The 12,447-nt window shown below is 69.4% G+C and carries 8 protein-coding genes; 7 read left to right on the forward strand and 1 reads right to left on the reverse strand.

Annotation, left to right across the window (positions count from 1 at the left end; translation table 11 throughout):
- The first annotated feature begins 93 nt into the window (after positions 1-93).
- From ACZ7DE_RS29510 to ACZ7DE_RS29525, 4 genes are all read left to right on the forward strand, one after another.
- Positions 94-777 carry a PadR family transcriptional regulator gene (locus ACZ7DE_RS29510; protein WP_470766401.1) on the forward strand — a complete coding sequence of 228 codons (684 nt, stop codon included), beginning with the start codon at positions 94-96 and terminating at the stop codon, positions 775-777.
- Positions 778-821: 44 nt separating this feature from the next.
- Entirely contained in the window at positions 822-1,904 is a 1,083-nt protein-coding gene (locus ACZ7DE_RS29515) for an inositol-3-phosphate synthase (RefSeq protein WP_470766403.1), read from the forward strand.
- A 140-nt stretch (positions 1,905-2,044) separates the two neighbouring features.
- Positions 2,045-3,307 carry an MFS transporter gene (locus ACZ7DE_RS29520; protein WP_470766405.1) on the forward strand — a complete coding sequence of 421 codons (1,263 nt, stop codon included), beginning with the start codon at positions 2,045-2,047 and terminating at the stop codon, positions 3,305-3,307.
- A 127-nt stretch (positions 3,308-3,434) separates the two neighbouring features.
- Positions 3,435-3,923, forward strand: a complete 489-nt coding sequence (locus ACZ7DE_RS29525) for an LppU/SCO3897 family protein (RefSeq protein ID WP_470766407.1) — start codon at positions 3,435-3,437, stop codon at positions 3,921-3,923.
- A gap of 110 nt (positions 3,924-4,033) precedes the next feature.
- On the opposite strand, the gene ACZ7DE_RS29530 is transcribed toward ACZ7DE_RS29525, so the two are convergent.
- Positions 4,034-5,500 carry a CCA tRNA nucleotidyltransferase gene (locus ACZ7DE_RS29530; RefSeq protein ID WP_470766409.1) on the reverse strand — a complete coding sequence of 489 codons (1,467 nt, stop codon included), beginning with the start codon at positions 5,498-5,500 and terminating at the stop codon, positions 4,034-4,036.
- 258 nt (positions 5,501-5,758) lie between these two features.
- Here ACZ7DE_RS29530 and ACZ7DE_RS29535 point away from each other — a divergent pair, with 258 nt between their 5' ends.
- The 3 genes from ACZ7DE_RS29535 (at position 5,759) to ACZ7DE_RS29545 (ending at position 12,447) form a co-directional block, all read left to right on the forward strand.
- Entirely contained in the window at positions 5,759-8,167 is a 2,409-nt protein-coding gene (locus ACZ7DE_RS29535) for a DUF6049 family protein (protein WP_470766411.1), read from the forward strand.
- A 45-nt stretch (positions 8,168-8,212) separates the two neighbouring features.
- Positions 8,213-10,531: a murein biosynthesis integral membrane protein MurJ gene (gene murJ, locus ACZ7DE_RS29540; RefSeq protein WP_470766413.1), complete on the forward strand. Its 2,319-nt coding sequence runs from the start codon at positions 8,213-8,215 to the stop codon at positions 10,529-10,531.
- A gap of 194 nt (positions 10,532-10,725) precedes the next feature.
- Positions 10,726-12,447 carry a protein kinase family protein gene (locus ACZ7DE_RS29545; protein ID WP_470766415.1) on the forward strand — a complete coding sequence of 574 codons (1,722 nt, stop codon included), beginning with the start codon at positions 10,726-10,728 and terminating at the stop codon, positions 12,445-12,447.

The raw sequence follows: 12,447 nt of genomic DNA on the forward strand, positions 1-12,447 counted from the left end.
ACCCCCCCTCTTGTCGCGACCGGAAGGCCGTTCTATCGTCTTGATGTATCGAGTCGATACATCAGCGCGACATAAGGACGAGAGGAGGCGACGATGAGCCGGCGTTCCGGCATCCTCGAGTTCGCCGTCCTCGGCCTTCTCCGCGAGTCCCCCATGCACGGCTATGAGCTGCGCAAACGACTCAATACGTCACTGGGCGTGTTCCGTGCGTTCAGCTACGGCACGCTCTATCCCTGCCTCAAGACGCTGGTCGCCAACGGCTGGTTGATCGAAGAGCCGGGGAGCACCCCTGAGGACGCCCTCACTGCTCCACTCGCAGGGCGCCGCGCCAAGATCGTCTACCGGTTGACAGCGGAGGGTAAGGAGCATTTCGAGGAGCTCCTCTCGCAGACGGGTCCCGACGCGTACGAGGACGAACACTTCGCCGCTCGTTTCGCCTTCTTCGGGCAGACGTCGCGCGATGTCCGCATGCGCGTGCTGGAGGGCCGCCGCAGCCGGCTGGAGGAGCGTCTGGAGAAGATGCGCGCCTCCCTGGCGCGCACCCGGGAGCGCCTCGACGACTACACGCTTGAGCTCCAGCGCCACGGAATGGAGTCCGTGGAGCGCGAAGTGCGCTGGCTGAACGAGCTCATCGAGAGCGAGCGGGCCGGACGGGACCTGAAGGGTTTTGCGTCCGGGGGGCCCGCTCAGCAGAACACCACATTTGGATCGACGGGCGGCCTGCCCCGTCCCGGGGACACCCCCGGGACGGATTCGCCCGACGAAACCGCCACGTGAGCGCCCACTCAGGGCCTCACTCGTACACACAGGGAGCAACCGGAATGGGTTCGGTTCGCGTAGCCATCGTCGGCGTGGGCAACTGCGCGGCGTCGCTGGTGCAGGGCGTCGAGTACTACAAGGACGCCGACCCGGCGTCCAAGGTCCCCGGCCTGATGCACGTGCAGTTCGGGGACTACCACGTCGGTGACGTCGAGTTCGTCGCCGCCTTCGACGTCGACGCGAAGAAGGTCGGCCTCGACCTCTCGGACGCCATCGGTGCCAGCGAGAACAACACCATCAAGATCTGCGACGTCCCGAACAAGGGCGTCACGGTCCAGCGCGGTCACACCCTCGACGGCCTCGGCAAGTACTACCGCGAGACCATCGAGGAGTCCGCCGAGACCCCGGTCGACGTGGTCCAGGTCCTCAAGGACAAGCAGGTCGACGTTCTCGTCTGCTACCTGCCCGTCGGTTCCGAGGACGCGGCGAAGTTCTACGCCCAGGCCGCCATCGACGCCAAGGTCGCCTTCGTCAACGCCCTTCCGGTCTTCATCGCCGGCACCAAGGAGTGGGCGGACAAGTTCACCGAGGCGGGCGTCCCGATCGTCGGCGACGACATCAAGTCCCAGGTCGGCGCCACCATCACGCACCGTGTGATGGCGAAGCTGTTCGAGGACCGCGGTGTCCGTCTCGAGCGCACCATGCAGCTCAACGTCGGCGGCAACATGGACTTCAAGAACATGCTGGAGCGCGACCGCCTGGAGTCCAAGAAGATCTCCAAGACGCAGGCCGTCACCTCCCAGATCCCCGACCGCGACCTGGGCGAGAAGAACGTCCACATCGGTCCCTCGGACTACGTGGCCTGGCTGGACGACCGCAAGTGGGCGTACGTCCGCCTCGAGGGCCGCGCCTTCGGTGACGTCCCGCTGAACCTGGAGTACAAGCTCGAGGTCTGGGACTCCCCGAACTCGGCCGGCGTCATCATCGACGCCCTGCGCGCCGCGAAGATCGCCAAGGACCGCGGCATCGGCGGCCCGATCCTGTCGGCGTCGAGCTACTTCATGAAGTCCCCGCCGGTGCAGTACTTCGACGACGAGGCGTACGACAACGTCGAGAAGTTCATCCGCGGCGAGGTCGAGCGCTAGGTCGGCACAGCGCCGCACAACGCCCCGGCACAGCATCGCGTGCCGAGGCGGCAGCCTGGAAAATTCGCTCCTGCCAGGGCTGAGAAGGGTCCCCGGGTCACATGACCCGGGGACCCTCCCCGTATGTGAGGCTGTGCCCCATGGCCGTCGTCCGTGATCTGCGCGTACTGCTGCGCCTGAGGAACTTCCGGCGCCTGCTCGCCGTACGACTGCTCTCCCAGTGCGCGGACGGCGTCTACCAGGTCGCGCTCGCCACCTACGTCGTGTTCTCCCCGGAGAAGCAGACCTCGGCCACCGCGATCGCGTCCGCCATGGCGGTCCTGCTCCTGCCCTACTCCCTGGTCGGCCCCTTCGCGGGCGTCCTCCTGGACCGCTGGCGCCGTCGGCAGGTTCTGCTCCACGGCAACCTGCTGCGCGCGCTGCTGGCGTCGGCGACGGCCGTCCTGATGCTCAGCCATGTCCCCGACTGGCTCTTCTACGCCTCCGCGCTGTGTGTCACCGCGGTCAACCGTTTCGTCCTCGCCGGACTCTCGGCCGCTCTGCCGCGCGTGGTCGACGGCGAGCGTCTGGTGATGGCCAACTCCCTCTCGCCGACGGCCGGAACGCTGGCCGCGGTCGCGGGCGGCGGTCTCGCCTTCGTCGTCCGCCTGGTGGTCGCGGACTCCGACGCGGCGGTGGTGTTGCTGGCGTGCGCCCTGTATCTGTGCGCCGCGCTCGTGTCCCTGTCGATGGCCGCGAACCTGCTGGGCCCCGACGACGATCTCGGCCGGACCCGGCTTGCGGACGCGCTCGGGGGGATCGCCCGCGGTCTGGCGGCGGGCGTACGTCACTTGACCGAGCCGAAGCGCAGGGAGGCCGCCTGGGCGCTCGGCGCGATCTCGCTGATGCGGTTCTGCTACGGCGCCCTGACCGTCATGGTGTTGATGCTGTGCCGGTACGCCTGGTCGTCCGACCCGGACGCCGGACTGGCCCTCCTGGGACTGGCGGTGGGCGTCTCCGGCGTCGGCTTCTTCGTCGCGGCGGTGGTGACGCCCTCAGCGGTGGGCCGGCTGGGTCCGGTGAAATGGATCGTCCTGTGTGCCACGGCGGCCGCGGTGCTGGAGCTCGTCCTGATGCTTCCCTTCACTCAGGTCACCACGTTCGTCGCCGCGTTCGTGGTGGGAGTGGTCACCCAGGGCGCGAAGATCGCCACCGACACCGTCATCCAGTCCTCCGTGGAGGACGCCTTCCGCGGCCGGATCTTCTCGCTCTACGACGTGCTGTTCAACGTCGCCTTCGTCGGAGCCGCCGGTGTTGCCGCCCTGATGCTGCCGCCTGACGGGCGCTCAGCGGCGCTGGTGGTCACAGTCGCCGTTATCTACGGAGCAATTGCTGGCACTATGGCCCGCTTTGCTCTCCAGTAAGTGTCACATCAATGACACAGACTCCCCCTCGGCTACAAGGTTGTCAGTGGCTCCCGGTAACTTACGTGCGTCTTACTTCGCGCGTTTAATTCGCGCCACACGTCCAAGTTTTCTAGGGGGACCCCAAGTGTCGACTCCGCCGCCCCAGGGCCAGAACCCGTTTGCGCAGCAGGGACAGCAGCCCTACGCCCAGCCCGAGGGCCAGGCCCCGTACCCGCCGCAGGGCGGCTACCCCACCGCTCCCTACGGCGCGGTCCCGCCGGAGCAGCCCCGTCGCAAGGTCAGCTTCAAGCTGGTCAAGAACGTCGTCATCGTGCTCGCGGTCATCGGTGCGGCCATCGCCGCCTACATATCCAGCCAGGACGACGCCAACACGGCGGCTGTCGGCGACTGCATGCACCGCGGTAGCAGCAACGACAACAACCCCGACCTCGAGGTCGTCAAGTGCGACTCGGGGAAGGCGCAGTACATCGTGCTGGCGAAGGTCGAGGGCACGTACACGCAGCTCACGGCCGACAGCAAGTGCGAAGAGAAGGCCAAGGACTTCCAGTACTCGTACACCGAGAGCGGCGACGGCAGCAACTTCCTGCTCTGCCTGAAGGACTACTCGAAGTAAGGCAGTCGCGGAGAGGGGCGGTGTTTCACGTGAAACACCGCCCCTTCGCATGTCCGCCCACCGCATCGACGGGGTCATGTTTCACGTGAAACATGACCCCGTTTCCCGCCTCAGCCCTGCTCGGCCCACCACTCCTTGAGAGCCCCCACCGCCGCGTCGTACTCCATCGGCCCGTTCTCCAGGCGGAGCTCCAGCAGGTGCTTGTACGCCTTGCCGATGGCGGGGCCGGGACCGACGCCCAGGATCTCCATGATCTGGTTGCCGTCGAGGTCGGGACGGATCGAGTCCAGCTCCTCCTGCTCCTTAAGCTGAGAGATCCGCTCCTCCAGCCCGTCGTAGGCCCGCGAGAGCGCCGTCGCCTTGCGCTTGTTCCGCGTCGTGCAGTCCGAGCGGGTCAGCTTGTGCAGCCGTTCGAGCAGCGGCCCGGCATCCCGCACATACCGGCGCACCGCGGAGTCCGTCCACTCGCCCGTGCCGTAGCCGTGGAAGCGCAGGTGGAGTTCGACGAGCCGAGAGACGTCCTTCACCAGCTCATTGGAGTACTTCAGCGCCGTCATCCGCTTCTTCGTCATCTTCGCGCCCACCACCTCGTGGTGGTGGAAGGAGACACGGCCGTCCTTCTCGAAGCGACGGGTGCGCGGCTTGCCGATGTCATGCAGAAGCGCGGCGAGCCGCAGCACGAGGTCGGGCCCGTTCTCCTCCAGGGCGATGGCCTGCTCAAGAACGATCAGGGTGTGCTCGTAGACGTCCTTGTGGCGGTGGTGCTCGTCGCTCTCCAGCCGCAGGGCCGGCAGCTCGGGCAGCACACGGTCGGCGATGCCGGTGTCGACCAGCAGCGAGAGACCCTTGCGCGGCTGGTCGGAAAGGATCAGCTTGTTCAGCTCGTCCCGGACCCGTTCGGCCGAGACGATCTCGATACGGGCGGCCATCTCCTGCATCGCCGTGACGACCTCGGGAGCGACCTCGAAGTCCAGCTGGGCGGCGAAGCGGGCAGCACGCATCATGCGCAGCGGGTCGTCCGAGAAGGACTCCTCGGGGGTGCCCGGGGTGCGCAGCACACGCGCCGTGAGGTCGCCGAGGCCGCCGTGCGGGTCGATGAACTCCTTCTCGGGCAGCGCCACGGCCATGGCGTTCACGGTGAAGTCCCGCCGCACGAGGTCCTGCTCGATGGAGTCGCCGTACGCCACCTCGGGTTTGCGCGAGGTGCGGTCGTACGCCTCGGAGCGGTACGTCGTCACCTCGATCTGGAAGCTCCGGTCGACGCCTTCGACGCGGGCGTCCTTCTGGGCGCCGACGGTGCCGAAGGCGATCCCGACCTCCCAGACGGCGTCCGCCCACGGCCGCACGATCTTCAGGACGTCCTCGGGCCGGGCGTCCGTCGTGAAGTCCAGATCGTTGCCGAGCCTCCCGAGCAGCGCGTCCCGGACCGAGCCGCCGACCAGGGCGAGAGAGAACCCGGCCTCCTGGAAGCGGCGTGCGAGGTCGTCGGCGACAGGAGCCACCCGCAGCAGCTCACTCACCGCGCGGTGCTGCACCTGGCTCAGGACACTGAGGTTGTCTTCGTTGGCGTTCGGCACAACAGAAGAGGGTACGTGGCCCGGCGAGCCACGGCCGCCCCGTTTTGGAGCACTGGGCCACCTCCATACATAAGAGGGCAAGAGAGGTTTTTGCCCCCTATTGCAGCCCTTCTCCTTATATGCATACATAGCGGACACCACGACCCTCTTCCGCGATCTTGGGGAGCAGTCCGCGGCACTTCCCCTCAGCGCGCATCGTTACGATGCGTGGACGCACATTCCGACGACCACTGACGACGACGAGGGACGGGCGAAGGCGTGGCCGAGGCGGCAGACTTTCCGGGGATGACTCCCTCACCTGCCCGCCGGTGGCTGCGGCGCACCGGCGCACTGCTCGCCGGGGCGCCTCTGCTGGCCGGCCTGCTCCAGCTGCCCGCCTCCACCGCTCAGGCCGCCGGCCAGGCCGCTCCCAGGGAGGCCTCCGACAGCGGCACGGTGGCCGTCGCCATCGACTCGCTCAGCCCTGCCGCCCCGGGCGACGGGGACACGCTGACGGTCTCCGGCACGGTCACCAACAAGGGCAAGCAGACGGTCACGGCCGCCCACGTGGACCTGCGGGTGGGCGACGCGCTCGCCACCCGCTCGGCGATCGACAGGGCCGCCAAGCGGGCCGACGCCCTCCCCGGCGACGACGGCTCCAAGGTGGGCGGCAAGTACGTCGCCAAGTTCGCCAAGCTCTCGCCCGGCGTGGCCCAGCACTTCAGCATCTCCGTTCCCGTCGACAAGCTCGACCTCCACGAGGACGGCGTCTACCCGCTGGGCGTCTCCCTCTCGGGCGAGACGTCCGCACAGCAGTGGGATCAGGTCCTGGGCGTCCAGCGGACCCTCCTTCCGTGGCAGGCCGGCGAGGCCGACACCCGGACACCGACGACCGTGCTGTGGCCGCTGACGTCCGCCGTCCACATGACCGCGGAGACCGGCTCGAACGCACAGCAGACACCGGTCTTCCTCAACGAGGACCTGGCCAAGGAGATCGCCCCCGGCGGCCGCCTGGACCAGATGCTGACGCTGGGCAAGGAACTCGACGTCACCTGGGTGATCGACCCGGACCTGCTGGCGTCCGTCGACGCCATGACCGGCAGCTACCGCATCCGCGGCGACGGCGACACCACGACGGCCGGCACCCACCAGGCGGTCGCCAAGCAGTGGCTCGCCGAACTGCAGGAGGCGGTGACCGGCAAGGAGGTCGTCGCGCTGCCCTTCGCCGATCCGGACCTGGCCTCGCTCGCGCACAACGGCACCGGTGTCGCCGGCTCGCTCAGCCAGCTCAAGGAAGCCACCGACGTCGCCGCCACCACGGTGGAGACGGTGCTCCACGTGACCCCGAACACCGACTTCGCGTGGCCGGTGGACGGCGCCGTCGACCCGTCGATCGTCAAGGTCGCCACCTCCGCCGGCGCCGACAAGGTGATCGCGCGCAGCGACAGCCTGGCGGAGACCGGCGACCTGTCCTACACCCCCTCCGCGGCCCGGCCCATCGGCGGCGGCACCACGGCGGTCGTCGCGGACTCGCGGCTGTCGACGGTGTTCGAGGGCGATCTCTCGACAGCGTCCGCGTCCACGCTCGCCGTGCAGGAGTTCCTCGCGCAGAGCCTTGAGCTGAACCTGCAGACGGACAAGGTGCGCAGCATCGTGGTCGCCCCACAGCGCATGCCGACCGCGAGCCAGGCCCGGTCGCTCGCGGAGGCCGTCGCGGCGCTCCAGGGCAGCGCCTGGTCGCAGCCCCAGCAGCTCGCGGCGGCCGCCAAGGCCAAGCCCGACCCGGCCGCCACCACGAAGGTGCCGTCGCGGGCGGCGTACCCCTCCTCGCTGCGCAAGTGGGAGCTGCCCCGGTCGGCCTTCGAGGAGATCGCGGACACCCAGAACAAGCTCGACAACTTCAAGGTGATCCTCGCCAACGAAGCCCGGGTGGTGACCCCCTTCGGGCGGGCCATAAACCGTGAGACGTCCACGTCGTGGCGGGGCAGAAGCACCGCGGCGAACGCGTTCCGCCAGAGCGTGCAGGTGTACCTCGACACCCTCACCGGTCAGGTGAAGCTGATCGACAAGTCGGACACCAAGCTCTCCGGACGCAGCGCGACCATCCCGGTGACCGTGCAGAACAACCTGGTGCAGGGCGTGGACCACCTCGTGCTGCGGCTCACTTCGACGAACCCGACCCGTCTGGAGATCGGCGGCGAAGCCTACGACGAGCAGCCGATCACGGTCTCCGGCGGCCACACCTCGACGGTGAAGTTCACCACGTCCGCCAAGGTCAACGGCCAAACGCGGGTGCTCGCCCAGCTGTACACCGAGGACGGTCAGAAGTACGGCACAGGGGTCGCCTTCGACGTGAAGGTCACCGAGATCACCGCCACGGTGATGCTGGTCATCGGCGGCGGTGTCCTGCTGCTGGTGCTGGCCGGCTTCCGCATGTACACCCAGCGCAAGCGTGCCGCGGCCCGCGAGGCCGAGGGGGCCCGCGCCGGCGGCTCCGACGAGCCGGACGGGGCGGCGGACGTGCCCCCCGCTCCGCAGGACCCGGCGGGACCCCGGGATCGTTCCGATGATGACGAGTCCGGCGCCGCGGCCGGGGCAGACGACCCTGAGCAGCCGAGTGACGGGACCCCGGACACCGCAGCGGAAAGCGCAGACCCGTCCGGCACGGGTGAGAGAGTGGACCGTTGAGGACTGTCGTGGCCGGTGGGCCCGGGACGATGAGGTGGGGTAGCCATGAACGCGCCGTACGACGGTGACCGCGGCCGGGCCGCGGGCGGCTCGGGGCACCCCGAGGGCCCGCCGCCCGAGCATGGCCAGGTGCCGCCGCAGCACCCCGCGGACATGTACCTCCAGGACGCTTACGACCAGGACCCCTACCGGGCTCAGGACCTCACCGCGCAGGACCCGGTCGCCGAGGCGCTCTACGACCGCGCCGCGCACCCCCCGCCGCCTCCGGAGGCCTACCAGCCGCAGCAGCCGCTGTACGGCCCGCCCCCGCAGTCCCCGTACGCCCCCGACCCCCACGTGTGGGCCCAGACACCGGCGCCCGAGCCGGAGGGCCCCACCCAGTACCTGCCGTACGGCGACGACCCCCGTACGACCCAGTTCGTGGGCGTGGACGACCTCGTGACGAACGCCGGCGAGCAGCAGCACCAGCCCGACGCCTTCGCCCACCTCTTCCGTGACCAGCAGCAGAGCGGCTACCAGCAGCAGGGCGACCACCGGGAGCAGAGCGGTTCCCGCCCGCAGGCGGAGCCCCCGGCGGTCCCGGGCCCGACGCAGGCTCCGGGCGGCCCGGAAGCCCCGCAGCACTACCAGGCTCCGGCGCCGGCCGGCCCGGCGACCGACCAGACCATGAACCTCACCGCAACACCGGACACGGCTCCCGCCGCGGTCGCCGCCCCCGCCACGGCGAAGAAGAGCGGTCGCGCAGCGGGCCTGCTGAAGTCCAGCGCCGTCATGGCGGCGGGCACGATGGTCTCCCGCCTCACCGGCTTCGTCCGCTCCGCGCTGATCGTCTCGGCGCTGGGCGTCGGCCTGCTCGGCGACACCTTCCAGGTCGCCTACCAGCTGCCGACGATGATCTACATCCTGACCATCGGCGGCGGCCTCAACTCCGTCTTCGTGCCCCAGCTCGTGCGGGCCATGAAGGAGGACGAGGACGGCGGCGAGGCCTACGCCAACCGGCTGCTCACGCTCGTCATGGTGGCGCTCGGCCTGCTCACGGTCGCCGCGGTCGCCGCGGCGCCCGTCCTGATCCGTCTGCTGTCCGGCTCGGTCGCCAGCGACCCGGCGGCCAACGAGGTCGGCATCACCTTCGTCCGCTACTTCCTGCCCTCGATCTTCTTCATGGGCGTCCACGTGGTGATGGGTCAGATCCTCAACGCGCGCGGAAAGTTCGGCGCGATGATGTGGACGCCGGTCCTCAACAACATCGTCATCATCGTGACGCTGGGCATGTTCATCTGGGTCTACGGCACCGCCGCCGACTCCGGCATGAAGGTCACCACCATCCCGCCGGAGGGCGAGCGGCTCCTCGGCATCGGCGTCCTGCTCGGCCTGGTCGTGCAGGCCCTCGCGATGATCCCGTACCTGCGGGAGACCGGGTTCCGACTGCGGCTGCGCTTCGACTGGAAGGGTCACGGTCTCGGCAAGGCGGCGACGCTCGCCAAGTGGACCGTCCTGTTCGTCCTGGCCAACCAGGCCGGCGCGCTCGTCGTCACCCAGCTGTCCACCTCGGCGGGCAAGGACTCCCCGGTCGACGGCACGGGCTTCGCGGCCTATGCCAACGCCCAGCTGATCTGGGGCCTGCCGCAGGCCATCATCACGGTCTCCCTGATGGCCGCCCTGCTGCCCCGCATCTCCCGCTCGGCGGCCGAAGGCGACGGCGGCGCGGTCCGCGACGACATCTCCCAGGGCCTGCGCACCACGGCCGTCGCGATCGTGCCGATCGCCTTCGGCTTCGTCGCGCTCGGCATCCCGATGTGCACGCTGATCTTCGGATCCTCCGGCACCAGCGAGGCCACGAACATGGGCTTCATGCTGATGGCCTTCGGCCTCGGCCTGATCCCCTACTCGGTGCAGTACGTCGTCCTGCGCGCCTTCTACGCCTACGAAGACACCCGCACCCCCTTCTACAACACGGTCATCGTGGCCGCGGTCAACGCGAGCGCCTCGGCGGTCTGCTACTTCGTCCTCCCCGCCCGCTGGGCCGTGGTCGGCATGGCGGCCTCCTACGGCCTGGCCTACGCGATCGGCGTCGGCGTCGCCTGGAACCGGCTGCGCAAGCGGCTCGGCGGCGACCTCGACGGCTCCCACGTCCTGCGCACGTACGCCCGGCTGTGCATCGCCTCCGTGCCCGCCGCCCTGATCAGCGGCGCGGCCTGCTACGCCATCGGCCACAGCCTGGGCCAGGGCGTTCTCGGCTCCTTCGCCGCGCTGCTGGCCGGCGGCGCCCTGCTGCTCGGTGTCTTCTTCGTCGCCGCCCGCCGCATGCGCATCGAGGAGCTCAACTCCCTCGTCGGCATGGTCCGCGGACGCCTGGGACGCTAGGGACGGCCAGACCGATCGGGACCGGGGAAAGGGAGCGGCGCCTGATGGACGAAGGTGAGCCGGGGTAGGCGCACAACCATCGTTCGCCGCCGCGTGTCGTGCATAGCGGCGGACTGTGGGCACAATTGGGTTCGGCGTCGGACGGCGCGCACGAGGTCGGGCGGCGCGCACTGAATGGGGAGGCAGGAACGACGGTGGCGGAACGGAGCACAGCTGCCGTCGACGTGGCAGACAACAGCGGTGACGAGCCGCTGACCGCACAAGCGGACCAGTCCACGGCCGACGGGGTGGTCAAGAACCGGGAGCAGGACACGGACATCGACGAGGCACAGGGGAGTGGCGGGACCGAGCGTCCCGGAAAGGCCTCACCGCCGGAACTGCACAGCGGTCACAAGCTCGCCAGACGCTACCGCCTCGAAGAGTGCGTCACCCGTCTGGACGGTTTCAGCAGTTGGCGTGCCGTCGACGAGAAGCTGCGTCGTGCCGTGGGCGTGCACGTCCTGCCCGCGGACCACCCACGGGCCCGTTCGGTGCTGGCCGCGGCGCGTTCCTCCGCCCTGCTCGGCGATCCCCGCTTCGTCCAGGTGCTGGACGCCGTCGAGGAGAACGACCTCGTCTACGTCGTCCACGAGTGGCTGCCCGACGCCACCGAACTGACCACGTTGCTCGCGGCCGGCCCGCTGGAGCCGCACGACGCCTACCAGATGGTCAGTCAGATCGCCTCCGCCATGGCCGCGGCCCACCGCGAGGGCCTGTCGCATCTGCGGCTCAACCCCAACGCCGTGCTGCGCACCTCCTCGGGACAGTGGCGCATCCGCGGACTCGCCGTGAACGCCGCCCTGCGCGGCATCGCCACCGACTTCCCGCAGCGCACCGACACCGAGGCGATCGGCGCGCTGCTGTACGCGGCGCTCACCCAGCGCTGGCCTTACGAGAACGACGCCTACGGCCTGTCCGGGCTGCCGAAGGACATCGGGCTGATCGCCCCCGACCAGGTGCGCGCCGGCGTCCACCGGGGCCTGTCGGAGCTGTCCATGCGCGCGCTCGTCAACGACGGCGCGACCGCCTCCCGTCACGAGGCCGCCTGCACCACGCCGGAGGAACTGGTGAAGGCGATCGGCGAGATGCCGCGCATCCGCCCGCCGGAGCCCACGTTCACCGCGCCTCCGGAGTACCAGCGCACGACGTACCAGCAGGGCACGTACGGCCGCGCCCCGTCGCATCCGGGCGCCACCCAGCCGGTGCCGACGCCGCCGCCCCCGCTGCAGAGCCGCACCGGCAAGGCCCTGAAGTGGGCGGTCTCCGCCCTCCTCATCGCCGCGCTCGGACTCGGCAGCTGGCAGCTCGCGGACGCCCTGATGAACCAGAGCAACTCCGACGACACCAACCAGACGCAGACGACGGACGACGGCGACAAGAACAGCGCCGCTCCCAAGCCGGTCAAGCCCCTGAAGATCCAGGACGCACAGGAGTACGTCGTCGCGGGCAGCGCCCAGCACCCCAACGACGTGGGCACGACCTACGACGGGGACAGCTCCACCTACTGGCGCACCGCCAGCTACAGGGACGGGCCGGACATGAACCCGGCCTACAAGCCGGGCGTCGGCATCATCTACGACCTCGGCTCGGCCCAGAAGATCTCGACAGCGACCATAGGGCTCTACTACGGCGGCGATCACACGACCGTGAACCTGTACGCCGCGGACTCCCTGACGCCGTCCCCCAGCGCCCTGTCATCGATGAAGAAGATCGGCACTCTCACCACGACAGGAACCACCGCCACGGTGAAGGCGTCCAAGTCGGTCCAGACGCGGTACGTGCTCATCTGGCTCACGGCTCTGCCCGAAGCCGCCGGCGACCAGTACAGCGACGCCGGCTTCAAGCAGGCCATCACGGACGTGAAGTTCACGGGCTGA

Source organism: Streptomyces sp. NPDC037083, assembly GCF_055606485.1.

Bases quoted from the DNA above. Each gene is read 5' to 3' on its own strand.
- ACZ7DE_RS29510 (WP_470766401.1), top strand. From the start codon at position 94: ATGAGCCGGCGTTCCGGCATCCTCGAGTTCGCCGTCCTCGGCCTTCTC.
- ACZ7DE_RS29515 (WP_470766403.1), top strand. From the start codon at position 822: ATGGGTTCGGTTCGCGTAGCCATCGTCGGCGTGGGCAACTGCGCGGCG.
- ACZ7DE_RS29520 (WP_470766405.1), top strand. From the start codon at position 2,045: ATGGCCGTCGTCCGTGATCTGCGCGTACTGCTGCGCCTGAGGAACTTC.
- murJ (WP_470766413.1), top strand. From the start codon at position 8,213: ATGAACGCGCCGTACGACGGTGACCGCGGCCGGGCCGCGGGCGGCTCG.